Source organism: Bradyrhizobium sp. UFLA03-84 (assembly GCF_002289535.1).
GTDB lineage: Bacteria > Pseudomonadota > Alphaproteobacteria > Rhizobiales > Xanthobacteraceae > Bradyrhizobium > Bradyrhizobium viridifuturi.
Map to the genome: position 1 here is coordinate 277,254 of NZ_NSJY01000016.1, position 25,564 is coordinate 302,817.

21 protein-coding genes are annotated in these 25,564 nt (G+C 64.6%); 9 read left to right on the top strand and 12 right to left on the bottom strand.

The window, feature by feature from the left end; translation table 11 throughout:
- Positions 1-80: 80 nt before the first annotated feature.
- The 3 genes from CK489_RS31325 to CK489_RS42695 form a co-directional block, all read right to left on the bottom strand.
- Positions 81-2,096: an acetyl-CoA carboxylase biotin carboxylase subunit gene (locus CK489_RS31325; protein WP_050630838.1), complete on the bottom strand. Its 2,016-nt coding sequence runs from the start codon at positions 2,094-2,096 to the stop codon at positions 81-83.
- A 177-nt stretch (positions 2,097-2,273) separates the two neighbouring features.
- On the bottom strand, positions 2,274-2,480 hold the full coding sequence (locus CK489_RS31330; protein ID WP_050630837.1) for a hypothetical protein: 207 nt from the start codon (positions 2,478-2,480) through the stop codon (positions 2,274-2,276).
- A gap of 53 nt (positions 2,481-2,533) precedes the next feature.
- Positions 2,534-2,662, bottom strand: coding sequence for a hypothetical protein (locus CK489_RS42695; protein WP_283807320.1), 129 nt, complete (start codon positions 2,660-2,662; stop codon positions 2,534-2,536).
- 158 nt (positions 2,663-2,820) lie between these two features.
- Between CK489_RS42695 and CK489_RS31335 the strand changes: the two genes are divergently transcribed.
- Positions 2,821-3,600, top strand: coding sequence for a thermonuclease family protein (locus tag CK489_RS31335; RefSeq protein WP_095735033.1), 780 nt, complete (start codon positions 2,821-2,823; stop codon positions 3,598-3,600).
- Positions 3,601-3,690: 90 nt separating this feature from the next.
- Positions 3,691-6,159, top strand: coding sequence for a PAS domain-containing hybrid sensor histidine kinase/response regulator (locus CK489_RS31340; protein WP_050630835.1), 2,469 nt, complete (start codon positions 3,691-3,693; stop codon positions 6,157-6,159).
- Positions 6,160-6,179: 20 nt separating this feature from the next.
- Here CK489_RS31340 and CK489_RS31345 read toward each other — a convergent pair whose 3' ends face one another.
- From CK489_RS31345 to CK489_RS31360, 4 genes are all read right to left on the bottom strand, one after another.
- Entirely contained in the window at positions 6,180-6,476 is a 297-nt protein-coding gene (locus CK489_RS31345; protein WP_050630834.1) for a septal ring lytic transglycosylase RlpA family protein, read from the bottom strand.
- Between the two features lie 120 nt (positions 6,477-6,596).
- Positions 6,597-9,308 carry a bifunctional diguanylate cyclase/phosphodiesterase gene (locus CK489_RS31350; RefSeq protein WP_095735034.1) on the bottom strand — a complete coding sequence of 904 codons (2,712 nt, stop codon included), beginning with the start codon at positions 9,306-9,308 and terminating at the stop codon, positions 6,597-6,599.
- 113 nt (positions 9,309-9,421) lie between these two features.
- Positions 9,422-9,868 carry a hypothetical protein gene (locus CK489_RS31355; RefSeq protein WP_143278269.1) on the bottom strand — a complete coding sequence of 149 codons (447 nt, stop codon included), beginning with the start codon at positions 9,866-9,868 and terminating at the stop codon, positions 9,422-9,424.
- 295 nt (positions 9,869-10,163) lie between these two features.
- On the bottom strand, positions 10,164-10,658 hold the full coding sequence (locus CK489_RS31360; protein ID WP_095735201.1) for an ArsI/CadI family heavy metal resistance metalloenzyme: 495 nt from the start codon (positions 10,656-10,658) through the stop codon (positions 10,164-10,166).
- Positions 10,659-10,751: 93 nt separating this feature from the next.
- Between CK489_RS31360 and CK489_RS31365 the strand changes: the two genes are divergently transcribed.
- The 5 genes from CK489_RS31365 to CK489_RS31385 all read left to right on the top strand — a co-directional run bounded on the left by CK489_RS31365 (position 10,752) and on the right by CK489_RS31385 (position 17,957).
- Positions 10,752-10,979 carry a hypothetical protein gene (locus tag CK489_RS31365; RefSeq protein ID WP_050630832.1) on the top strand — a complete coding sequence of 76 codons (228 nt, stop codon included), beginning with the start codon at positions 10,752-10,754 and terminating at the stop codon, positions 10,977-10,979.
- 74 nt (positions 10,980-11,053) lie between these two features.
- On the top strand, positions 11,054-11,422 hold the full coding sequence (locus tag CK489_RS31370; protein WP_095735036.1) for a hypothetical protein: 369 nt from the start codon (positions 11,054-11,056) through the stop codon (positions 11,420-11,422).
- Positions 11,423-11,535: 113 nt separating this feature from the next.
- On the top strand, positions 11,536-12,759 hold the full coding sequence (locus tag CK489_RS31375; protein ID WP_050630830.1) for an efflux RND transporter periplasmic adaptor subunit: 1,224 nt from the start codon (positions 11,536-11,538) through the stop codon (positions 12,757-12,759).
- Positions 12,752-15,976: an efflux RND transporter permease subunit gene (locus tag CK489_RS31380; protein ID WP_095735037.1), complete on the top strand. Its 3,225-nt coding sequence runs from the start codon at positions 12,752-12,754 to the stop codon at positions 15,974-15,976. Before CK489_RS31375 ends, CK489_RS31380 begins: the two co-directional genes overlap by 8 nt.
- A 139-nt stretch (positions 15,977-16,115) precedes the next feature.
- Positions 16,116-17,957, top strand: coding sequence for an alkaline phosphatase family protein (locus CK489_RS31385; RefSeq protein WP_095735038.1), 1,842 nt, complete (start codon positions 16,116-16,118; stop codon positions 17,955-17,957).
- A 61-nt stretch (positions 17,958-18,018) separates the two neighbouring features.
- Here CK489_RS31385 and CK489_RS31390 read toward each other — a convergent pair whose 3' ends face one another.
- The gene (locus CK489_RS31390) at positions 18,019-18,600 is read right to left on the bottom strand and encodes a hypothetical protein (protein ID WP_050630828.1); all 582 of its coding nucleotides are present in this window, start codon (positions 18,598-18,600) and stop codon (positions 18,019-18,021) included.
- A gap of 387 nt (positions 18,601-18,987) precedes the next feature.
- Between CK489_RS31390 and CK489_RS31395 the strand changes: the two genes are divergently transcribed.
- Together CK489_RS31395 and CK489_RS31400 are read left to right on the top strand one after the other, a co-directional pair.
- Positions 18,988-19,647, top strand: coding sequence for a peroxiredoxin (locus tag CK489_RS31395; protein ID WP_050630827.1), 660 nt, complete (start codon positions 18,988-18,990; stop codon positions 19,645-19,647).
- 21 nt (positions 19,648-19,668) lie between these two features.
- Positions 19,669-21,132 (top strand): cryptochrome/photolyase family protein, encoded by a 1,464-nt coding sequence (locus CK489_RS31400; protein ID WP_095735039.1) that lies wholly within the window; start codon positions 19,669-19,671, stop codon positions 21,130-21,132.
- Here the strand turns inward: CK489_RS31400 and CK489_RS31405 are convergent.
- The 4 genes from CK489_RS31405 to CK489_RS31415 form a co-directional block, all read right to left on the bottom strand.
- Entirely contained in the window at positions 21,129-21,998 is an 870-nt protein-coding gene (locus CK489_RS31405; protein WP_095735040.1) for a DMT family transporter, read from the bottom strand. The two genes, CK489_RS31400 and CK489_RS31405, sit on opposite strands and share 4 nt — an antisense overlap.
- Before the next feature lie 143 nt (positions 21,999-22,141).
- On the bottom strand, positions 22,142-24,682 hold the full coding sequence (locus CK489_RS31410) for a cation-translocating P-type ATPase (protein ID WP_095735041.1): 2,541 nt from the start codon (positions 24,680-24,682) through the stop codon (positions 22,142-22,144).
- Positions 24,679-24,846, bottom strand: coding sequence for a hypothetical protein (locus CK489_RS41930; RefSeq protein ID WP_168193303.1), 168 nt, complete (start codon positions 24,844-24,846; stop codon positions 24,679-24,681). Before CK489_RS41930 ends, CK489_RS31410 begins: the two co-directional genes overlap by 4 nt.
- Positions 24,843-25,409, bottom strand: coding sequence for a cytochrome b (locus tag CK489_RS31415; RefSeq protein ID WP_095735042.1), 567 nt, complete (start codon positions 25,407-25,409; stop codon positions 24,843-24,845). The genes CK489_RS41930 and CK489_RS31415 overlap by 4 nt, the downstream gene beginning before the upstream one ends.
- Positions 25,410-25,564: the final 155 nt, after the last annotated feature.

The following is a 25,564-nucleotide window of genomic DNA, read 5'->3' on the forward strand; positions in this document are numbered from 1 at the left end:
TTCCGGGGCGATGCAAAGCATCGAACGCGGAATCTCGAGATTCCGGGTTCGCGCGTGCCGCGCGCCCCGGAATGACGGTGCTACGCGAACTCCAGGATCAGCGCATCGACCGCGAGCGTGGCGCCGGCGGCGGCGTGGATCTTCTTCACCGTGCCGTCGCGCTCGGCGCGCAGCACGTTCTGCATCTTCATGGCTTCGACCACCGCGAGCGTCTCGCCGGCCTTGACCTCCTGGCCCTCGGTCACCGCGATCGACACCACGAGCCCGGGCATCGGGCACAGCAGCTTCTTGCCGGTGTCGGCGGCCGAGACCACCGGCATCAGCCGCGCCGAGGTCGCCTCGGTCTCGGTGAAGACATAGACCGGCACCTCAAAGCCCTGATGCGCGAGGCGGAAGCCGTTGTTGATCGCCCGCACCTGCACGGCGACGAAATTGCCGTCGATGGTGCCCTGCCAGACCGGCTCGCCCGGCGCCCAGCTCGACACCAGATTGTGCGGATTGCCGGGCAGCCCGTCAGTGCCGATGAAGCGCACCGCGATGGCGTCATCCTCACGCGCGACGTCGAGCGCAATCTCGGCGCGATCGAGCCACACCGCGCGGCGGCGCTCGCGCTGCACCACGCGGCCGCCCATCTGGCCGGAGATCTGCCGCTTGCGTTCGCCCAGCACATGATCGATGGCGGCGCCGACAGCGGCCAGCCGCCGCGCGATCTCGCCCTCGGGCACACGCGCGGAAAATCCTTTCGGGAATTCCTCCGCGATGAAGCCGGTCGAGAGCCGGCCCTCGCGCCAGCGCGGATGGTTCATCAGCGCCGACAGGAACGGGATGTTGTGCCTGATGCCGTCGACATAGAAGGCGTCGAGCGCGGTCGCCTGTGCCTCAATCGCAGCGGCGCGCGACGGCGCGTGGGTGACGAGCTTGGCGATCATCGGATCGTAGTGGATCGAGATCTCGCCGCCTTCCTGCACGCCGGTGTCGTTGCGGATGGTAATGCCGTCATGGCTGGCTTCGGCCGGCGGACGGTATTTCACCAGGCGGCCGATCGACGGCAGGAAGTTGCGGAACGGATCCTCGGCATAGACGCGGGATTCCACCGCCCAGCCGGTCAGCGTGACGTCCTTCTGCGCCAGCGCAAGCTTCTCGCCGGCGGCGACGCGGATCATCTGCTCGACGAGGTCGACGCCGGTGATCAGCTCGGTGACGGGATGCTCGACCTGCAGGCGGGTGTTCATCTCCAGGAAGTAGAAGCTCTTGTCCTGGCCGGCGACGAATTCCACCGTGCCGGCGGAATCGTAGTTGACCGCCTTGGCCAGCGCGACGGCCTGCTCGCCCATCTTGCGGCGGGTCTGCTCGTCGAGCAGCGGCGACGGCGCCTCCTCGATGACCTTCTGGTTGCGGCGCTGGATCGAGCACTCGCGCTCGCCGAGATAGATCACGTTGCCATGCTTGTCGCCGAGCACCTGGATCTCGATGTGCCGGGGATCGACGATGAACTTCTCGATGAAGACGCGGTCGTCGCCGAACGACGACTTCGCCTCGGCCTTGGCGAGGTTGAAGCCCTCGGCGACCTCCGACTTGGAATGCGCGATACGCATGCCCTTGCCGCCGCCGCCGGCGGAAGCCTTGATCATCACGGGGTAGCCGATCTCGTCGGCGATCTGGACGGCGTGCTTGTCGTCCTCGATGACGCCGAGATGGCCCGGCACGGTCGAGACCTTGGCCTTCGCAGCCGCCTTCTTGGATTCGATCTTGTCGCCCATCGCGGCGATGGCGCCGGGATTCGGGCCGATGAAGACGATACCGGCGGCTTCCAGCGCACGCGGAAACGCCTCGCGCTCGGACAGGAAGCCGTAGCCGGGATGCACGGCCTGCGCGCCGGTCTTGCGACAGGCCTCGACGATCTTGTCGATCAGGAGATAGCTCTCGGCCGCGGCAGGCGGCCCGATCAGCACGGCGTCATCGGCCATCTCGACATGCAGCGCGTCGCGGTCGGCCTCGGAGTAGACGGCGACCGTCTCAATCCCCATACGGCGCGCAGTCTTGATGACTCGGCAGGCGATCTCGCCGCGGTTGGCGATCAGGATTCGTTTGAACATGCTCTTCTTGGGCTTCTTAAAACTGGCTTCTTCGGATTTGGGCTTTTGGCAGGATTCCTCCCCGCGCAATCCGGCACGGGCCACTCCGTTGGTACAGCAAATTGCCCCGGAGGCAACGGTTGAATGCGATCCCTGCCCGGCCCTTGGCCGGTCTCTGACGGTAGCCCGAGGGGGAGTTCAGCCCGTATAGGTCTTGAAGCGGCCGCGGGAGTGAGCCTTGGCAACGGCCTTCATCAGCTCGCTGACCTCGTTCTCCAGGAATTCATTGGCCACGATCAGCGCCCGGATAGTCGCGCGCAGATTCCCTCCGCAGGCGGAAATGGCCTGATCGACAGCCGCTTCCAGCCCGTCATCGTCGTCAAATTCGGGCCGTGCAGACATCATCAGGTATCCGGGATTTAGGTGACGCGTCATGTTCCTATTTTGTTCTCATCAAGTCAATTGGATCTTTGATCGGACGTGGCCTCATGCGCCGCCGCTTTCTTCCGGCGCCGGCGCGCGAGATATTGCAGGGTCCAGATGTCGGTGACGATCTCGACGAGGACGTTGACGATAAATTCGGCCATGCCTGCATCTCTCCCATCGCAATGTCCGGCAGTTCTACGCCGCGGAACACTGATCGCGATGTGACGGCGCGCACGCAGCTTTCGCGAACAGTCCTTGGTTGGATCGTACCGGGCTGTGCTAGAAGTCCGGTTGCCCGCCAGATATCTGAAGAGAAAAAATGCGGTTTCGACATCCGGTCATCACGACGCTTCTCCTGACATGCCTGTCCGCGAGCCCCGTCCCGTCAGCGACGGCGGGCCCCGCGACCACTGCGGTCATCAAGGACGCCGGCACCGTTCAGCTCGGCAACACGACCTACCGGCTCGACGGCATCGACGCGCCGGCGGTCGACCAACTCTGCATCGACGAGCACGCCGACGTCTGGACATGCGGCATGGAAGCGCGTGACCAGCTGACCAAGCTGATCGGCGGCAAGCCTGTTCATTGCGACGATATCGGCGTCGATCCGACCTTCAAGAAGCGCCGCCTCGGCGTCTGCAAGATCGAGGGTGACCCCACCAGCCTCAGCCAGGTGCTGGTGCAGAAGGGATATGCCCTCAACGTCGAGACGTCGGCCACTGGCCGATTCAAGCCGGACGAAGCCACCGCCAGGGACAATCGCGCCGGGCTGTGGAAAGGCTGCTTCGTGGCACCGCGCGATTTCCGCACCGCCAGGAAGGATGGCGCCCTGCTCGGAAACGCCTGCCCGGCCGATCGCGACACCCAGATCCGCGACGCGCTCTTCCCCGCGGACCTGCCGATGCCGGCAAGCTGCAACATCAAGGGCAAGTACGCCGTGCGCGCCCGGGTCACCGGCAATATCGGCATCTATCATTTGCAGGCCTGCCGCAGTTACCCGGGCCTCGGCAATCCGGATCGTTGGTTCTGCTCCGAGGAGGATGCACAGGCCGCCGGGTTCCGCAGGGCCTATAATTGCCGCCCGCCCAAGAGCAAGTGACGGGCAAGCGAAGGAGCGGCGATGCGACAAATCACGCTGGCAAAGCCGCCACGTCCTGTGTGAGACTGCGCCAAGAGGTTGCCGGCGCGAATGACCCCTCCCGATCCCTCTGATGTGCTACCCGAAGCTGCGGCAGCCGAAAGGCTGCGGCAGCACCTCGAGGAGATCGCGCGCGAACGTGATCGCGCCCATCGCGAGCTTCAGGAGCGCGAGGCCGAGCTGGCGCGGATCCAGCGCATTGCGCGGGTCGGCGGGCTCGAGATCGATTTCCGCGACGGCGTGCACAACCGCCGCTCCCCCGAATATCTGCTGGTGCACGGGCTGCCGCCCGAAGAGATCAACGAGACCTATGAGAACTGGGTCGCGCGCATCCACCCCGACGATCGCGAGCGAACCATCAAGCACCTGTTTGATGTGCTCAAGGCCGGCGGCGAAGACTACACGGCCGAATACCGCATCATCCGGCCGAACGACGGCGAGAGCCGCTGGATTCGTGTTGTCGCCAAGATCGACCGCGACCGCAGCGGCCGCGCGCTGCGGCTGGTCGGCGCCGATCTCGACGTCACCGATCAGATGCTGGCGCAGGAAACCCTGCGCGAGAGCGAGGAACGCTTCCGCCTGATCGCCGACAGCGCGCCGGTGCCGATCTGGGTGACCAAGCTCGACCGCACCCGCTCCTTCGCCAACCAGGCCTATCTCGACTTCCTCGGGCTGCCGTTCGAGGAAGCGATCGTGTTCGATTGGCGCAAGGCGCTGCATCCCGACGACCTGCCGAAGATCCTGCAGGAGCAGATCACCGGCGAATTATCGCTCAAGCCGTTCGTGCTCGAGGCTCGCTACCGGAACGCCGCAGGCGACTGGCGCTGGCTACGTTCGGAGTCGCAGCCGCGCTGGGACCCGAACGGCAGGCATATCGGCTTCATCGGCGTCGCCCACGACATCACGGCCGCCAAGGAAGCCGAGATCGAGCTGCGCAAGCTCAACGAGTCGCTGGAGCGGCGCATCATCGAACGGACCGCGCAGCTCGAGTCGAGCGAGGCGCAGATGCGCGCGATCCTGGAGACCAGCCATCAACATCAGGGGCTGCTCAACCAGGACGGCGAGTTGCTTTACGCCAACCGGACCGCACTGGCCGGCATTCGCGCCCGCGCCGCCGATGTCGTTGGAAAGCTTTTCTGGGAAACTCCCTGGTTCAGCGCGACCGAAGGCGCGGCGGAAACGATCAAGAATGCCTTCGCCACGGCAATGCGCGGCGAGGACGTCAAATCCGAACTGCCGCTGCGACTGCCGATCGGCGAGCGCCATTTCGACTTCGAGATGCGGCCGCTGCGCGATCAGCACGGCACGATCGTCGGCGCGGTGCCGGAGGCCGTCGATATCACCGAGCGGCGCCGCGGCGAGGAAGCCCTGCGGCAATCGCAGAAAATGGAAGCGGTCGGCCAGCTCACCGGCGGCGTCGCGCACGACTTCAACAATCTGCTTACCATCATCCGCTCCGCGACCGACTTCCTGCGCCGCCGCGAGCTGCCCGATGAACGTCGCCGCCGCTATATCGATGCGATCGCCGAGACCGTCGAGCGCGCCTCCAAGCTGACCGCGCAACTGCTGGCATTCGCGCGCCGGCAGCCGCTCAATCCCGAAGTGTTCAATGTCGGGACCCAGGTCGACAGCGTGGTGCAGCTGATCCGGCCGCTGGTCGGCGCGCGGATCCATATCGAGGTCCGGATCGAGGATCCCGACTGTTTTGCGATCGCCGATATCGGCCAGTTCGAGACCGCGATGATCAACCTTGCGGTCAACGGCCGCGATGCCATGAACGGCGAAGGCCAGCTGACGATCGGCGTGCGGAAGGTCAAGCACATCCCTGCCCTGCGCGCGCAGGCCTCGCGCAGCGGCGATTTCGTCACGGTCTCGATTCAGGATACCGGCACCGGAATCTCGCCGGAAAATCTCGACGCGATCTTCGAACCGTTCTTCACGACCAAGGAGGTCGGCAAGGGAACGGGTCTCGGACTGAGCCAGGCGTTCGGCTTCGTCAAGCAATCCGACGGCGACATCGAGGTCACCTCAACGCCGGGGCAAGGCGCGACCTTCACAATCTATCTGCCGCAGGCGATGCGCCCGGTCGACGCCAAGGTCGCGACCAGCACGGGCACCGAGCAGGCCTCGATCGGCCGCGGCTATCGCGTCCTCGTGGTGGAGGACAACGACGACGTCGGCCAGTTCTCCACCGAGCTGCTCGAGGATCTCGGCTATTCGGTCAAGCGCGCGGCAAACGCCAACGCTGCGCTGTCGATCCTCACCGAGAACGAGTTCGCCGCCGACCTCGTGTTCTCCGACGTGATCATGCCCGGCATGAACGGCGTCGAACTCGCCGGCGTGATCCGCGACCGCTTTCCCGGCCTGCCGGTGGTGCTGACCAGCGGCTACAGCAACGTGCTCGCCGAGAACGCGCATAGCGGCTTCGAACTGATCCAGAAGCCCTATTCGGTCGAGGCGCTGTCACGCACGCTCCGCAAGGCGATCGCCGAACAGCGGGCGACCGCCTCAAAACCCTGACCTCCGCTGCCGGCCGCGCGCTACTCGATCTCCACATGCGCGACGCCGAGCTGCAGGATGCCAAGCGCGCGGGCCGCAGTCGTCGAGACATCGATGATCCGCCCGCGAATGAACGGGCCGCGGTCGTTGACCCGGCAGCGGATCGATTTGCCGTGATAGGACACAGTGATCATGCTGCCGAACGGCCGCCTGCGGTGCGCGCAGGTCATCTCGCCGCTCTTGCCGATGCCGTGATAGTAGGACGCAAGGCCACTTTCTGCGTTCGCCATGCACGAGGTAAACAGCAGCATGGCCGCGGACGTTATTGCGGTCTTCATTGGTCGCCTGCCGGTCGAGCCCCGCAAGGGAACGCGGTTCCACGGTTTCGGTTCCGGGTCGGTCGCGTCGGCCGGTCGATTTCAGGGAATTTTCTGCGGAGACCGGCGTCAGGGCAGCCCTCAGGCGGCGTCCTCGACCCCCTCGGCCGCGAGCAGCGTCCGGACGTCCTGTGCGGGAACCGGCCTGCTGAACAGATAGCCCTGCATCTGCGTGCAGCCGAGCATCTGCACGGTGTCGCGCTGCTGATCGGTCTCGACGCCCTCGGCTGTCGTGATCATGTTGCGGTCGGCGGCGATCGACACCACCGCACGGATGATCGAGGCCGAGCCTGAGTTGCGGGTGACTTCCTTGACGAAGCTGCGGTCGATCTTGATCTTGTCGAACGGGAAGCGCTGCAGATACTGCAGCGACGAGTAGCCGGTGCCGAAATCGTCCAGCGCGATGTGGACGCCGAGCGCACGGAGCTGGCCGAGCGTGACCAGCGCCGCATCGTCATCGGCGATCAGCACCGCCTCGGTGATCTCGAGCTCGAGCCGGCGCGGATCGAGCCCGCTCTCGGCGAGCGCGTTCGCTACCTTGAGCGCCAGCGTCTCCGACTTGAACTGGACCGGCGACACATTGACGGCAAGCCGCACATGCGCCGGCCACGCCGCCGCCTCGATGCAGGCGGTGCGCAACACCCACTGCCCGATCTCCTCGATCAGCCCGGTCTCCTCGGCGACCGGTATGAACTCCGCCGGCGAGATCATGCCGCGCACCGGATGCCGCCAGCGCAGCAGCGCCTCACAGCCGGTCACCTCGTCGCTGCGCAGGTCGACCAGCGGCTGGTAGTGCAACTCGAAGCCGCCCTCGGACAACGCGCTTCGCAGATCGGCCTCCAGCGCGCGGCGCAGATTGGCCTGCTTCTCCATCGCCGGATCGAAGAAACGATAGGTCCTGCGGCCGGCGGCCTTTGCCGCGTACATCGCAAGATCGGCGCATTTGAGCAGGCCGAACAGGTCGGAGCCGTGACGCGGCGCGATCGCGATACCGATGCTGGCGTCGCTCGACAGCCAATGGCCGAGGCAGTCGAACGGCGTTCTCAACGACTGATAGATGCGCGCGACCAAATCGCTGACGTCATCGTCCGAGGTGATGTCATGCTGGACGATCGCGAATTCGTCGCCGCCGAGGCGGGCAATGAAGTCGTTCAATCCGACCGACTGGCGCAGCTTCTCGGCCACGCGGCGGAGGAATTCATCGCCGATCGGGTGACCCAACGTGTCGTTGATCCGCTTGAACTCGTCGATGTCGATATAGTGGATCGCGAACTCACGTCCGGTGGTCTCGCGCAACAATTCCTCGGCGTGACGCTGGAACAGCGTCCGGTTCGGCAGATTGGTCAGGGCATCGTAATGCGCGAGATATTCGATCCGGGCCTGTGCCCGCCTCCCGTCGGTGACGTCCTCGAGCGTCGTGGCCCAGCCGCCGTCAGGCGCGCGCTTGTAGATCAGGCGGATGCTGCGGCCGTCGGGCGTCATGATCACGGAGTCCCGCACCTCGTCACCCCTGGGATCGGTGAAGCGGGCGCAGTATTGATCGACATCGCCGACGAACGAGCCGATCGCCCGGCGATGCAGGATCAGATCACGCAGATGACACCCGGGCTTGGCGACATCGGCCGACAGGCCGAACATGTCGATGTATCGCTGGTTGCAGATCACGAGCCGCGCCGAGGCATCGAACAGCAGCAGCCCCTGCGTCATGGTGTTGATCGCGGTGTCGAGGTGCTGGCTCTTCTCGGACAGCCGCCGCTGCGCTGCGTCGTGCTGCCGCTGCAACTGACGGACGATCAGGAAGATGGTCATGACGACAATCAGCACCGCGAGCACCGCGGCGCAGAACTGCAGCTTGGTCTGGGCGCGCCAGTCTTCCAGCGCGCTGGAGGTTCTGGTGGTGGCAAGTATCATGATCGGAAAGTGCGACAGCGATCTGACCGCGCCGACATTCTCCTCGCCGGCGGCACCGACGAACCGGCCCGACGTGTTGCCGCCCAGGCCGATGACCTTCCGGAACAGCGGCTGGTCGCTGATGTTGCGGCCGACCAAACCGGAATCCTGCGGATAACGCGCGATGATGGTGCCGTCGCGATGGATCATCGAGATCACGGTGTCGCCGTTCAGCGCCAGCGAGGCCACGAAATCCTCGAAATGGCTGGGCTCGACGCCGCGGCTCGCAAAGCCGATGATCTCGCCGTTGCGCCCGGTGATCTTGCGCGCAAAGATCGTAGTCCAGTTTCCGGTCACCTTGCTCATCGCGGGCTCGACGATCACGGGCGATGTCGGCCGCCCCGAGGTGAACTCCTGGAAATAGCGCCGGTCCGCAATGCTGATATCGGGCACCGGCCACATCTCGGACGAGTTGATCAGCCATCCCTTGGCGTTGAACAGATTGAGTCCGCCGACATGCGGCAGCGCCGCGAGCCGGGTGCGCAGCATCTCGTGCGCGCTCAAGAGCGACATGTTCTTCTCGAACTGGTCGGCGGTATCGACCTGCTCCGAGCGCAGATAATTCACGATGTCGTCGTGGACGTGCTGGAGATCGCTGAGTTGCTGGTCGAAATGCCGCGACAGCAGCAGCGCGGTGTTGTTGAGCTCGCGTTCTGACGTCTCCAGCGTGCGTTCGCGAAACTGCAGCGCGAGATAGCCGGTGCCAAGGGTGATCGCGAGCACCAGCAGCGCGGCACTCAGGACGAGCCACTGAATGGCGCCCATCCTGATCGCGCGCAACACGTCCTTGATCGACAGCCGCCGATCCTCCGGCTTCACGCTGTTCGTTGAGACAACCGACATTTTCCTGCCCCTGCGCGTGCCCTTCTACGGGAACACAACCCAAGGGGCCGTTAGGAAAATCAGTTATCGGACGGTTAAGGGGAACGCAGAGAACGCGATCGGCGCGAAGATCGTCAGGAGACGGCCGCTGCGGGCGACGACGCCGTCGCCTCCTTCAGGCTGCACTCGATCAACGCGCCTTCGATGGTGAATCTCGAGAATGGCGAGAATGGCGTCACGGCCTTCAGCGCGGCGAAGAACTGCGAGTCACCGGGGCTCTTCAGGAGAAACCGGATGTGGTTGGCCGACAATGCGTCGCGCGACAGCCAGACGACGCCGGAGAACAACGCGACGAGCATTTGCGCGTAATCGGCGGTATCGGCGAGGCCGAGATCGTAGATCGGAGACACGTTGACGAAGCGCGCACTGAGGGCGGGCGCGGTATATCGGCTCATCAACAGACGCCGGACCTGGCAAACCGCGTGGACCCGCTCTCCGTCGGTCAGGTGATACAGACCCTGGTTGTCACCCTCCCTGGCGGTCAGCGTTTCGAAGGCGGCGATGCCGCCGAAAGCGGCCAAATCCTCTCCGACGCCTTCAGCGTCCTTCTTCCATTGTGCCTTGATATGACGCCAGGATCGCTCTGGATCCTTGATTGGCAGGAGCCGCATAGTTACCGGGCGGTTAGCGGGAAGGCTTTGATCGGAGCGATACTATGTCGCAGGCATTAAGCCTTTGCTTACAGCGGTAACCGGTTGCGTCGACGTAACGGCTCCACCGGCGATGCGTAATGCGGACGAACCCCAGCGCAGTTCAGCGGCCGGCGACGTCCCGAATTTCGCCGCGCTTCATCCGGGCTACAAGATGCGCGATCGGTTACGATCTGCAGCAAGCCGAAGCCTCAGGCGCTGCCGCCTGCGGCTGCGGCGCGCGACAGGCGCTCGGCTTACCCTCCGGTTTCTCGTGCGCGACGCGCGCGGTCCGCTCGCCGGTGCCGTCGCCGTAGACGATGCTCTCGCCCGTCGTATGAAAGGTCTCCCATGCGATGCCTGCGGGATCGTCGATCCACGACTTCTCGGACTTGGCATAGCAGCACACCGTCTGGCCCTGCTCGATGACCTGGCCGCCGGCCTTGCGCAGCCGTCCGTAGACCTCACCGAGTTCTTCGGAGCTCTCGACCTGAATGCCGAGATGATCGAGGCCCGGCTCGCGGCCGCGGGTCGAGATCGCGAAGTTGACCCGGGGATCGTCGAGCATCCACTTGGCATAATCGGATTTCACGACCGTCGGCTCGGCACCGAACAGCGCCGAGTAGAAGCCGACCGATTGCGGGATGTCCTTGACGGCGACGTGAACATGCATGCGCTTCATGGTGCAGTCCTTTCGGGCGGCGACGCTGGATGGATATTCCATCCCAAGCGTGCTCAGATATCAACAGCCTTACAAGGGGAGTTCTGCTGCGGAATGGATGCGCTGACGCTGTTCGGACTGTTCGCCGTGACCATGATGCTCGTCTGCTACGCGGCCGAAGATCGCAGTCCCTGGTTCATCCTGGCCTTCGCGGTTTCTTGCGCGCTCGGCTCCGCCTATGGCTTCCTGCAGGGCGCCTGGCCGTTCGGCCTGGTTGAGGCGATCTGGGCCGTCGTCGCCGCGCGCCGCTGGCTGATGCGCCGAGCCGCTGAGAGCGTGTAACGTTATAGTATCCACGGCCAATCTGTCGCGGCGCCGAACTTGAATGCGCGCGGTCGCGGCGCTAAGTAGGCCCGATGGCCGCTTCGCGCACCATGATTCAGTCTTGCGCTCACGCAACGAGACCGCGCCGCTGGCGCAGCCTACTTGCGGGACTGATCTCGCTTGCGCTGGTGCTGTCGTTCTTCCACGGCTGGACCTTCGACCGCGATGACGACGCAGCTCCCGTCGCCCCGATCGCACAGTCGATCAACGACACCGGCGGCAAGGCTCCGTCGCATCCGGCCTCGCTGCACGGCGATCATTGCCTGACCCACGTCGTGTCGGTAGCTCCGCAGGAAACCGCGTTCCCGATCGCCTATGCGCCGCACAGCTATGGCGACAGCAGCCTCGAGTTGCCGGCGTCGGCCGAGCGACTGTCTCCGTTCAAACCACCCCGCGCCTGACCCGGTCGGCATGACCGGCCGTGCGCCGCTGCCATGGGGCCGCGCGCACGCTTCCGCACAGACCAATGTCGCGACAGCGCAGGGCCATCGGCATGCGCTGCGGAGAGGCGCATATGAAACGGGTTGCTCTATTTTTCGCCGGCGTCGCCGCCGGCATTACGCTGATCTTTCTGGCTGCCGGATGGATCGGTTGGCCGGTCAAGTTCCCGGCCACCGCGCGGGAGACTGCGATCGCAGGTCCAGAGAAAGCCGAGGCCAAGCATGAGGCCCCCGGCCATGTCGAGCTGAGCGAAGACCAGATTCGTGAGGCCGGCATCACGCTCACGCAGTCCGGCGGCGGCATGCTGAAGCGGCACTTCCTCGCGCCGGGATCGCTGATCCCCGATGCCGACCATATCGGCCGCGTCTCGGTGCGCGTGCTCGCGACGGTGACGGAACTGCGCAAGCGTCTCGGCGACGTCGTCGAAAAGGGCGAGATCGTCGCGGCCATCGAAAGCCGCGAGGTCGCCGACGCCAAGAGCGAATACCTCGCAGCCAGGCTGACCAACGATCTGCAGCAGACCCTCTACGCACGGCAGAAGACGCTGGTCGAGACCCGGATCGTGTCGGAAAACGAGTTCCTGCGCACGCGGCTGACCGCGAACGACGCGCAGATCAAGCTCGACGGCGCGCGACAGAAACTGTTTGCGCTGGGCCTGTCGGAAAGCGAGATCGCCGATCTGCCCAACCAGCCGCCCGAAAGCCTGCGCACCCAGTTCCTGCGTGCGCCGATCAGCGGCCGGGTCTCCGAACGCCGCGTCGATCTCGGCGGATTGATCGGGCGCGAAGGTCAAGAAAGCGAGCTCTATGTCATCGTCAACCTCGACGACATCTGGGTTGATCTCGCGGTTTCGCCGGAGGACATCGGCGCGGTCCGCGAAGGCGTTGCGGTGAAAATCCGCGCCATCGGTACCGGGGATGAAGCCAATGCCGACGTGATCTTCGTCAGCCCCCTGCTCGACCGCGAGACCCGCAACGCCCGGGTGATCGCGACCATGCCCAACAAGAATCACCGCTGGAAGCCGGGTACGTTCGTGACCGCTGAGGTCCCGCTGTCGGGCGCGCCGTCGACCGTGATCGTCTCGAAGAAGGCCATTCAAACCATCAAGGGGACGCCGACCGTGTTCGTGCGCGATGCCGACGGCTTCGAGGCGCGGTCGGTGCGGACCGGCCGCGAGGACGACGACGATGTCGAGATCGTTTCGGGTCTCGCCGCCGGCGAGACCATCGCAGTGCAGAATACTTTTACGCTGAAGGCCGAGGTCGAGAAGGACGAGGCGGAGCACGGCCATGATTGAGCGCATCATCGGTCTGGCAATCCAGCGGCGCTGGGTCGTCGTCTCCCTGGCGGCGATCCTGATGTTCATCGGCGGCTTCGCATTGACGAAACTGCCGATCGACGCGGTGCCCGACATCACCAACAAGCAGGTCCAGATCAACACCGTAGCCCCGGCGCTGTCGCCGGCGGAGATCGAGAAGCAGATCACCTTCCCGATCGAAACGGCATTGGCGGGTGCGCCGGGGCTGGAGAGCACGCGTTCTCTCTCGCGCAACGGCTTCTCGCAGATCACGGCGGTATTCAGCGAAGCCACCGACATCTATTTCGCCCGCCAGCAGGTCGGCGAACGCCTGACCGAAGTTCGGGCGCGCCTGCCGCAGGGCATCGAGCCGCGGATCGGCCCGACCTCGACCGGCCTTGGCGAAATCTACATGTGGACCGTCCATTACTCCGGCGAGAAGGTACGGACCGACGGCGAACCGGGCCTGCAAAGCGACGGCCGCTTCCTGACGGCGGATGGCCAGGTGCTGCAAAGCGAGGTCGAGAAGGACGCCTATCTGCGCACGGTGCAGGACTGGATCATCAAGCCGCAGATCAAGATGGTGCCGGGTGTCGCCGGCGTCGACTCGATCGGCGGTTACCTCAAGCAATACCAGGTCCATCCCGATGCGGCGAAGCTGATCGCGCTCGGCCTCACCTTTGCCGACGTCGCCAAGGCGATCGAAGCCAACAATGTCAGCCGCGGCGCGCGCTACATCGAACGCAACGGCGAAGGCTTCGTGGTGCGGTCCGGCGGCCGCCTCGAAACCATGGATGAACTCGGCGCCGTCGTCGTCACCACCCGCGGCGGCGTCCCGGTCCGGATCCGCGACCTCGCGACGCTCTCGATCGGCGGCGAGACCCGCACCGGCAGCGCCAGTGAGAACGGCCGTGAGGTCGTGGTCGGTACCGCGCTGATGCTGATCGGCGCCAACAGCCGCACCGTGTCGGCCGCGGTCGATGCCAAGCTGCAGGCGATCACGCCGTCCCTGCCGGCGGGCGTCAAGGTCGAGACGGTGCTGGATCGCACTCAGTTGGTCGATGCGACCATCGGCACCGTGGCGCGTAATCTCTCTGAGGGCGCGCTGCTCGTGATCGCGGTGCTGTTCGTGCTGCTCGGCAATTTCCGGGCAGCGTTGATCACTGCGCTGGTGATCCCGGTCGCGATGCTGATGACCGCCATCGGCATGTGGCAAGGCCGCATCAGCGCCAATCTGATGAGCCTCGGCGCGCTGGATTTCGGTCTGATCGTCGACGGCGCGGTCATCATCACCGAGAACAGTCTGCGTCACCTCGCCGAGAAGCAGCACGCGCTCGGCCGCGTGCTGACGCGCGACGAACGGCTGGCGACGGTGCGGGCATCGGCCGTGGAAATGGTTCAGCCGAGCCTTTACGGCCAGGCCATCATCCTGCTGGTCTATGTGCCGCTTCTCACCTTCACCGGCGTCGAAGGCAAGATGTTCGAGCCGATGGCGCTGACCGTGATCCTCGCGCTCGCGGCCGCCTTCGTGCTGTCGCTGACGCTGGTCCCGGCGTTGATCGCGATCGGCATCAACGGCCGCGTGCAGGAGAAGGAAAACTGGCTCGTGGCCGCCCTGAAGCGCTGGTACAGCCCGCTGCTGCGGCGCGCGGTTGCAACGCCCGTACCGGTCATCGCGGCGGCGGTCGTGCTGTTCGCCACTGCCCTGTTCGGGTTCTTCCGCCTCGGCCAGGAGTTCATCCCCTCGCTCGACGAGAAGAACATAGCCATGCACGCGCTCAGAATTCCGAGCACGGCGCTGTCGCAGTCGCAGGCGATGCAGCTGTCGGTCGAGAAGGCTGTCAGCCGCTTTCCGCAGGTGTCGTTCGTGTTCTCCAAGACCGGCACTGCGGAGGTGGCGAGCGACCCGATGCCGCCGAACGCGTCCGACACCTTCATCATCCTGAAGCCGCGCGATCAATGGCCGGATCCATCATTGACCAAGGAGCAGCTGATCGAGGACATCTCGAAGGCGGTCGGCCGGCTGCCCGGCAACGTCTATGAGTTCACCCAGCCGATCCAGATGCGCTTCAACGAACTGCTCGCCGGCGTTCGCGGCGACATCGCGGTCAAGGTGTTCGGCGACGAGTTCGAACCGATGCAGAAGGCCGCCAACCAGATCGCCGCAGTGCTGCGCGGCGTACCGGGCGCGACCGACGTCAAGGTCGAACAGGCCGGCGGCCTGCCCGTGCTCGAGATCAAAGTCGACAAGGCGGCGATCGCCCGGCGAGGCCTCAGCGTCTCCGAGGTCCAGGACGTGATCGGTGCCGCGGTCGGCGGTCAGGATGCCGGCGTCGTGTATGAGGGTGACCGCAGCTTCGACATCGTGGTGCGATTGCCGGAAAGCGTGCGCTCCGATCTCGAAGCCCTGAGCAATCTGCCGGTCGCACTGCCGAAGGCGACGCCGAGTTCTCCAGTACAAAGCCTGCCGCTCAACCGCGTCGCGCAATTCTCCTTCACCGAAGGGCCGAACCAGATCAGCCGCGAGAACGGCAAGCGCCGCATCGTGGTGACCGCCAATGTCCGCGGCCGCGATCTCGGCTCGGTGGTCGAGGAAGCACAGGCCAAGGTCGGGCAATCGGTGCAGCTGCCGCCGGGTTACTGGATGACCTGGGGCGGCCAGTCCGAGAACCTCGCCGCGGCGCGCCAGCGCCTAGCGGTCGTGGTTCCCGCCTGTTTTGCGATGATCTTCCTACTGCTGCTGGCCGCGATGGGATCGGCCCGCGATGCGCTGCTGGTGTTCAGCGCGGTGCCGCTGGCGCTGACCGGCGGCATCGCGGCGCTGTGGCTGCGCGGCATGCCGTTCTCGATCTCGGCGGCGGTCGGCTTCATCGCACTGTCGGGCGTTGCGGTGCTGAACGGGCTCGTGATGCTGAGCTTCGTCAGGCAGTTGCGCGAGCAAGGCGTGCCGATGCGGGAGGCGATCGAGCAAGGCGCCCTCACCCGCTTCCGGCCCGTGGTGATGACCGCGCTGGTGGCCTCGCTCGGTTTCGTGCCGATGGCCTTCGCCACCGGCACCGGCGCCGAGGTACAGAAACCGCTCGCCACCGTCGTGATCGGCGGCCTGATCAGCGCGACCCTGCTCACGCTCGCCGTGCTGCCCGCGTTCTATGCACGGTACGGGCATGCCGGCAGTGCTGCGCGCAGTGAGAAAACCGCGATTCAGCCAGCGGAATGACGGTGTGTTGACCGATAGTTCGCAGGATAAACCAGACAGTTGCAGCGCCGAACCGGCGCTGTAACATTTCTGTCATATGGCAAAACTAAACGAAGGCGGCGGCGGGCTGCCGCGAGGCTTCACCAGGGGGAATAACGAAATGCGTCGTGCCATTACATTGTTGTCCGCGAGCATGATCGCGCTTACAGCCGGCGCCGCTTCCGCGCAAAATGCAAAACCCCGTAACTTGATCCTGTTCGTCCCCGACGGCCTGCGCGGCGGCATCGTGACGCCGGAGACGGCGCCTGCGATGGCCGAGATCCGCGACAAGGGCGTCCACTTCAAGAATTCGCATTCGCTGTTTCCGACCTTCACGATGGCGAACAGCTCGGCGCTCTCGACCGGCCATTATCTCGGCGACACCGGCACCTTCTCCAACACCATCTACACCGGCTACACCTCGGTGCCGGCCGGCGACACCGTTGTCCCCTTCATCGAGAACGACGCGGTGCTCGCCGACATCGACGATCACTTCAGTGGCGACTACCTCAATGAGGAGACGCTGCTGAAGATGGCGCGCGGCCAGGGCTTCAGCACCGCCGCCATCGGCAAGGTCGGTCCGACCCTGCTGTTCGACCACACCGATCGTGGCAAGAACACGATCGTTGTCGACGATTCCACCGGCGGCAAGACCGGTGTGCCGCTCTCCGACGAGATGAAGGAGGCACTGACCAAGGCCGGCCTGCCGCTCGCAACCCCGAGCCGCGGCGACAATGCCAAGGCGGGCGACGCCAAGACGCCGGGCACCACGGTCGCCAACGTCGCGCAACAGGCCTACATGGCCGATGTCGCGACCAAGGTCGTGCTGCCGATGTTCAAGGCGCGCAACAAGCCGTTCATGCTGGTGTTCTGGTCGCGCGACCCGGACGGCAGCCAGCACAACACCGGCGACAGCCTCAACACTATCACCCCCGGCATCAACGGCCCGACCTCGATGGCCGGGATCAAGAATGCCGACAACAACCTCGCCCAGCTGCGCAAGGCGCTCGACGAGCTCGGCCTGTCCGCCACCACCAACATCATGGTCTCCTCCGACCACGGCTTCTCGACGATCTCGAAGGAGAGCAAGACCAGCCCCTCGGCCAAGATCGCCTATGACGACACGCCGAAGGATTTCCTGCCGATGGGTTTCCTGGCGATCGATCTCGCCAAGGCGTTGAACCTGCCGCTGTTCGACCCCAACGACAAGAACGCCAAGGTCGCCGACAACGCCCATCCGAAGGCCGGCAACGGCGTGCTCGGCCAGGACCCGGCGAAGCCTGATGTCGTGGTCGCGACCAATGGCGGCTCGGACCTGATCTATCTGCCGAACCGCGACAAGAAGCTCGCCGACCGCGTCATCAAGGCGTTGCTCGAGCAGGACTATGTCAGCGGCCTTTTCGTCGACGACAAGCTCGGCAACTTCCCCGGCACGCTGCCGATGTCGAACCTCAATCTGAAGGGCAAAGCGGTGACGCCGAACCCGTCGATCGTGGTCAACTTCCGCTCCTGGTCGAGCGGCTGCGAGATCCCGACCAACTGCTCGGTGCAGATTGCCGACACCGTGCTGCGTCAGGGCCAGGGCATGCATGGCAGCTTCAGCCGCGGCGACACCTACAACTTCACCGCGGCGATCGGCCCCGACTTCAAGGCCGGCTATGTCGACCCGCTGCCGGTCAGCAACGCTGATGTCGGCATGACCGCGGCGCAACTGCTCGGCCTGCGCGCGCCGAACAATGGCGGGCTGATCGGCCGGGTGATGTCGGAAGCGCTGCCGAACGGCATCGTGCCGAAGATGGCCGAGGGCACCCTGATGTCGAAGAAGGCGTCGGCCAACGGGCTGCGCACGGTGCTGAAATTCCAGCGCGTGCTCTCGACCCGCTATTTCGACGTCGCCGGGTTCCCGGGGCGGACGCTGGGGCTCGAGGAGACCAGTGGCAAACAGAAAACGGCGGGGAAGTGATCCCCGCCGCTCTCGCTTGAAGCTTTTCGTTCGGGACGATGCAGGGCATCGCCCCGGATGTTCACATCATCCCGATGTCGAACACGTTGGGCAGCTGCGCTGCGAGCGGCAGCGCGGTCGCGCCGACCAGCGTCGCAACCATCGCCGCCAGCGCACGGCCGGTGCGGCGCTGACCGCGCATGCGGCCGGCGATCCACTCCAGAACCTTGGTGTCCATCTTGGTGCCCTGCGTCGGCGCCCAGCGACCGATGTCGGTCTCGGGCGACAGCGCCACCGTGCGCGGAGGCACCGGCAGGCCGGACTCGGACGCGGCATGATGGGCGATCGCCTTGGCGAGCAGGTCGTCGAACCGGCCGCCATCGCTGCGCTCGGCAGCCGCCTCGTTGATCGAAAGCAGCGCCTCGATCTCGGCTCGGCTGACCGGCTGATGCTCGACCGCGGCCGCCATCAGGATGCGCGCACACCAGGCAGCGTCATCGGCATCGAGTGACCGGGAGAAATGGATACGGCCCTTGGTGGTCGGGCCTTCGCCGGTGATGACGCCGTCGCGGACGATGGTCAGCGCGTGGGCGGCGGTCTTGCGGCAGGACGGATGCAACGCACCGCTGAGAGCCTCAGCGGTCTTGGTACTTGGGGTAGACATTGTGGGGGCTTTCAATTCCTATCTCTGGCCAGCTTTTCCATGCGGGCGTAAACGAGTGGTTAATGATTCGGAACTTGGGTTCCGAGATTTTTAGATGGTTGCTATTTGGTCGCTTTGGAAGTTGTCACGGTTCAGTCCTGTAGCAGCCGGGGCCGGCGTGATGACGGCGATAAGCGGCTTTATCTGGGCATTTCCAAGCTTTTGTGCCGCATCTGATATTTCGCCGCAGGGGCTTGCATCAAAACAAGTTGCTTGGAATTCCACGCTCGAGGAGAAATGTTTCACTTTTTTCAGAACCCGTTCACTTAAGCCCTTTCCGGTCCTATACTGGAACAGACCACCTCAATTACAAATTCTACTGAAACTTCAAAGAGATGAGGTAAAATCATGGCACTTCAGATTGGCGCCGTCGCTCCCGACTTCGAAGCCGAGACCACCGAAGGCAAGGTCAAGTTCCACGACTGGATCGGCAGCAGCTGGGCGCTTTTGTTCTCTCATCCCAAGGACTTCACCCCGGTCTGCACCACCGAGCTCGGCACCCTCGCCCGGCTGAAGCCGGAATTCGACAAGCGCGGCGTGAAGCTTATGGGCCTGTCGGTCGATCCGGTCGACCGCCACGCCAAATGGTCCGAGGACATCAAGGAGACCCAGGGCGCGGCGCCGAACTATCCGATGATCGGCGACACCGACTACAACGTCTCGAAGCTGTACGACATGCTGCCGGCCTCGACCTCGGGCGATCCCCTCACCCGTACGCCGGCGGACAATCAGACCGTCCGCAACGTTTTCATCATCGGCCCCGACAAGAAGATCAAGCTGGTGCTGGTCTACCCGATGACCACGGGCCGGAACTTCCAGGAGATCCTGCGCGTCATCGACTCGCTACAGCTCACCGCCAAGCATCGCGTCGCCACCCCCGCCGACTGGAAGCAGGGCGAGGATGTGATCATCGCCGGCTCGGTCAACAACGACGAGGCCAAGACGATCTACCCGCAGGGCTGGAAGGAACCGAAGCCCTATATCCGTATCGTGCCGCAGCCGAAGTAACGGCCGGAACGACGAGGTCGAGTGGCAAGCGCACAGCCTGTCATCGTCTGGTTCCGCGACGATCTGCGGCTGTCGGACCACCCGGCTCTGCACGAAGCAGCCAGCCGCGGCGCGCCCGTGGTTGGCCTCTATGTCCGCGACGAACACAGCCGCGCCCTGAAACCTCCAGCCGCGCGCCCCCTGGGGGGCGCGACGCGCTGGTGGCTGGCGCAATCGCTGCGCTCGCTCCGCAAGAGTCTTGAGGCGATCGGCGGAACGCTGGTGCTGCGCACCGGACCGACCGCCTCCGTGATCGCAGCCGTGGCGCGCGAAACCAATGCAGGCACGGTGTTCTGGAACGACATCGCGCAAGCACCGCATCAGGCGGTTGCCGCCGATGTTGAAGCCGCGCTCGCAAAGGACGGCGTGGCCTCGGCAATTTTCCCAGGCGACCTGCTGGTCGAGCCGAAGGCGATTCGCAACAAGGAGAACCGCGGCCTGCGTGTGTTCACGCCATTCTGGCGACGCGTGCAAGGTCTCGGCGATCCGCCGAAGCCATTACCCACACCGAAGCAGCTCACCTCTGTCCGCGGTATCGCGAGCGAAGACCTCGACGAGTGGAAGCTCGAGCCGACCCGGCCGGATTGGGCCGGCGGGCTGCGCGAGAGCTGGACGCCGGGCGAAGCCGCGGCCCAGGCCCGGCTGAAGGCGTTCCTCGACGAGACCATCCGCGGCTACACCGACGACCGCGACCGGCCGGACCGCGACGGCACCTCGCGCCTGTCGCCGCATCTGCGCTTCGGCGAGATCAGCCCGCGGCAGGTCTGGTACGCAGCCCGCTTCGCCGCCGCCGAGCATCCGCGCCTTGCCGGCGACGTCGACAAGTTCCTGAGCGAGCTCGGCTGGCGCGAGTTCTGCCGCCACCTGCTGTTCGACGTTCCCGACCTCGCGATGCGAAATCTGCAGGAGCACTTCGATGCCTTTCCGTGGAAGCGCGATGCGCGGGCGCTAAAAGCCTGGCAGCGCGGCCTGACCGGCTATCCGATCGTCGATGCCGGCATGCGCGAGCTCTGGCACACCGGCGTGATGCACAACCGGGTGCGCATGGTGGTCGCCTCGTTCCTGGTCAAGCATCTGCTGATCGACTGGCGCGCCGGCGAACAATGGTTCTGGGACACGCTGGTCGATGCCGACGCCGGCTCCAACCCTGCCAACTGGCAATGGGTCGCCGGCTCCGGCGCCGATGCTGCGCCCTATTTCCGCGTGTTCAATCCGATCCTGCAGGGCGAGAAGTTCGATCCGGACGGCGCCTATGTCAGGCGCTGGGTGCCGGAGCTCGCACAACTGCCCGACGAGCTGATCCATCAGCCCTGGACGGCGACACCGCTCGAGCTCGCCAGCGCCGGTATCGCGCTCGGCACGAGCTATCCGCAGCCGATCGTCGATCACAAGCAGGGCCGCGAACGCGCGCTTGCGGCCTACGCGAAAATCCGCGGCAAGGATTAGCGGCGGTTGACCAGCAGCACCGCCCCGGCGCAGGCCGCCATGCCGGCAATCGCGACAGTGTCGAGCTTCTCGCCGAACAGCACATAGGCCATCAGCGCGGTCGTTGCCGGCACCAGATAGAACAGGCTCGCCACCGAGGTCGCGGCATGGTGACGGATCAGCCAGTACAGCAGCCCGATCGAGCCGACCGATAGCGCGAACACCAGCCAGGCGACCGCGAGCACGAACTCGGTGGTCCAGTGCACCACGTTGGTCTCGAACAGATAGGCGCCGATGCCGAAGAAGATGGTCACCGCGACGTACTGCACGAGGTTGCCGGCGCGCCAGTCGATCTGGTTGCAGTAGCGGCGCTGATAGAGCGTGCCAAGGGTGATGCTGATCAGCGAGACGCCGGAGGCCAGCCAGCCCCAGCCCGCGTCGCCGGTCATCGGCCGCTCGTGCAGGATCAGGACGACGCCGGCGAGGCCGAGCACCAGCCCGCCCCATTGCAGCGGCGTGACGCGCTCCCCTAACCAGCGGTTGGCGATGGTCGAGGTCAGGATCGGTTGCAGCCCCGGGATCAGTGCCGATAGCCCTGCGGGAATCGAATGTGCGATCGCAATCGCGGTGCCCCCGAGATAGAAGCCGTGCACCAGGATGCCGGCCACCGCGCTGTGGAAAACGCCGGTCCGGTCCGGCCATTTCGGCCGCACGACCGCGGCGATGACCGCCATCACCACCACCACGAACGCCATCCGGATCGCGAGATAGGTCAGCGGCTCCGCATTGTTGATGACGTATTTGGTGCCGATGAATCCCGTGCTCCACAGCCCGACAAAGATCGCCGGCGCCAGACGAGCGGCAGTTTCCTCGAAGCTCTTGTTCATTGCGGGCCGTCATTGCCTGAAGATGAGGCAGCCGGCAATCGCGAATTTCGGTGGGGTTGCTGCGCTGGTGCCCCATCCACAATGTCGTCCCCGCGAACACAGGGACCATACGCCGCAGCAAGTGCTGCGTTGCCGTCGGGGCGCTAGGAACGGAGACGTGCGGCCCAGATCGGCTTTAGCAGTTCGAGCAGAACCAGCAGCACCAATCCCGCGCCGAGCGTCACGGTCAGGTCATCCATGTGCAAAGGCCCGAAACGGAACAGCGCAGATGCCGGTCCCCATAGCAGCGAAGTGGCGAGAATGGCGGCGACGGCCGACAAGATCCAGACCAGCGCAGCATTCGGACGAAAGAGTGCTGAGGCAAACGAAGCGCTGAAGGATCGGTTGACGAGGACGAGACCAACGATACACAAGACCAGGGAAAAGAACGCAAGTGTGCGAGCCTCGTCCGGTGGCATACCGCCGCGAAGCGCAATTGCGAATGTCAACGCCACCAGGGCGAATGCCACCAAGCCTTGCAGAACGCTCCAGCAGATCAGAGCCCACGTGAACAGCGGAGCATCCGCGCGCCGCGGCGGACGGCTCATCACATCACGCTCCTCACGCTCCGCCTCGAAGACAAGCGAGCAAACAGGATCGATGATCAGCTCCAGAAAAGCGATGTGCACCGGACTGAGGATCAGAGGCAGCCCGAACGCGAGCGGAAACAGCGCCAGCCCGGCGATAGGCACGTGCACCGCAAAGATGAACGTCATCGCCTTGCGCAGATTGTCATAGATGCGTCGGCCAAGGCGAATGGCCGAGACAATCGATCCAAAGTCGTCGTCGAGCAGAACGATTGACGATGCCTCGCGCGCCACATCCGTCCCGCGCGCGCCCATCGCGATTCCGATGTGGGCGGCCTTCAGGGATGGCGCATCGTTCACGCCATCACCCGTCATCGCGACGGTCTCGCCATCGGCCTTCATTGCCTGGACAATGCGTAGCTTCTGATCAGGTGTGATCCGCGCAAACACATTCACGCTCTTCGTAAACTTCCCCAACTCCACATCGTCCATGGCTGCGATCTGTGCACCCGTCAACACGCTGGAAGCCTCCAGCCCCGCTTCGCTCGCGATGGCCCGCGCGGTGGCGGGATAGTCCCCCGTGACCATAGTAATGCGAATTCCGGCCGAACGGCACTCGCGTACGGCGGCTGCCACACTCTTGCGGATGGGGTCGGCAATGCCGATCAAACCGAGGAATCGAAAGGCAAAGCCTTCCTGGGATGAAGGAAGCGCTTCCCCGTCATGGTCGGCAATGGCGATCGCCAGCACACGCAATCCTTTCCCGGCCATGACGTCGACGTTCTCCCGCATGGATGCCTGATCCGACTCGGACAATTTGCACAGGCGGGCGATCGCCTCTGGTGCTCCCTTGGCTGCAGCAAGATATCCGGGCGCATCGACGTTATCCCAGACCTGCGTCATGGCGAGCAATTCCGGCCGCAGTCCATAGCTGCGGGTCAGCCTCCATCCGGAGGACGCCCTATCATTGGTCGGCCACGCGCGGACAAGGTCATGAAAGGCCTTTTCCATCGGGTCGAATGGCTCGGGCGAGCTCGCCATGGCAGCACATCGTACCAACTCGACGACATTCGGTTCGATGTGGGCCGGCTCAATCGACGAGGTCCGCAGACAAGTTCCGTCGGCAAGCCGAAGTTCCGCGACCGACATCTGATTTTGGGTGAGAGTACCGGTCTTGTCCGTGCACAATACGGTGGCCGCGCCCAACGTTTCAATTGCAGCCGCACGCCGGGTCAGCACGCGAGCTTTTGAAATTCGCCACGCACCCATCGCCATGAACACGGTCAGTACGACGGGAAATTCTTCCGGAAGCATCGACATGCCGATCGCGATACCGGCCAGGACGGCCTGCAACCATTCGCCGCGCAACGTCCCGTAAAGCACGATCGCGGCCAGGCTGACCGCCGCACCGCCAATGGCGCAAAGTCGCACCAAGCGTGCCATCTGCTGCTTCAGGCGCGGCTGCTCCGCCTGCAAGGCCTGTAGCGTTTGTCCGATCTTGCCAATCTCGCTGCGAGGTCCGGTCGCAGTAACCACCGCGATGCCTTCACCTCGCACCACGAGCGAGCCCGAATAGACGAAAGGCTGATCATCACCACCCGGCCGGCGATCCTCTGCCGGTGCTCCAGCCACCTGCTTGCGTACCGGCACCGACTCGCCAGTGAGCAGCGACTCATCCACCTGCAGATCCCTGCAATCGGCGAGCATGGCGTCGGCCGGGACTCGATCCCCCTCGACCAGCACCACGAGGTCACCCCGCGTCACCTCCCGGCCCGCGATACGCCGACGTTCGCCGTCGCGAATGACGAGCGCGCGCGGACTGGTCAAGTCACGCAATGCCTCCAACACGCGCTCGGTTCGCGTTTCCTGCACCACCGTGATGAGAATGGACATGGCGCCGAATACCAGGAGCAGGACCGCTTCCTGGAGATCGCCAAGCAAGAGGTAGATCAGCCCGCCGCAAGCCAGAAGTGCGAGCATTGGTTCGCGCAATACTTCCACCAGAATTCGAAGCGGCGTGCGGCGTTGGGCCCGGGGCAGCTCGTTGTAGCCTTCCCCGATCAACCTGGCCTCGGCCTCGGCCTGGCTCAGCCCGGTTCGCGAAGCCTGTGTGCTCACGCCTTGCGCCGTCGTGCCCAGAAGCTTGCAATGCCTGCCACCACGACGACGAGCACAATGGACACCCACGTCTGGATCAAGTCGAAGTGGAGGCTGTCGCGCGCGACGAACAGGGCGACGATCGCTCCCGCAATGACGAAGAGGATGCGAAGGATGATACTCATTGCGCCCCGCGTTCCGTCCGCTTGCCGGCGCCCGGCAGAATTCGCTTCAGGGTGTCGTCGCCGAACACCAAGTGATGCAAAAGCGCAGCAGTCATGTGGATCGTTGCGAGGATCACCAGGAGATTAGCCAGAACTTCGTGAATTTCCTTGATGTTGTGAGCGAGTGCTTTGTCGGCATGCCATGGTGAAGCTATTTCTCCGAGACCAAACAGCGGCAGCGGGTGGCCTTTTGCAAACTGCAACGCGATGCCGAAGGCCGGCACGGCCAGCAGTAAACTGTAGAGCGCGTAGTGCATCACCCGGGACACCGGGTCGGTCCACTCGATCAGCCACCTGCCAAACTCGGTAGGAACGATCTTGGGCGGTGGATTGGCAATTCGCCACGGAATTCGCACCACTGCCAGCACCAGAATGCTCAGTCCGACGCAGATATGAGTTAGCAGGCCCAGTGGCCGGGTTGCATCGTCGTTGAAAATGCCCAAGGTCCAAGTGATGACGACCAGGAGCACGGTTACCCAGTGCAGAGTCTTGGCTACCGGACCGTATTCGTCACGCGCTCGCATCACGACTCACCCTTCAGAAGTGAGCCTAGGCCGTTCCGCCCGCCTAGAACTTGATGCGGATCAAACCAGCGCTGTGGCCGGCCCCTTCCGCCCTACCGGCCGATGCTTCTCCAACAATCGAAGGAACTGTGTGATACGCGCGACATCCGCGCGCC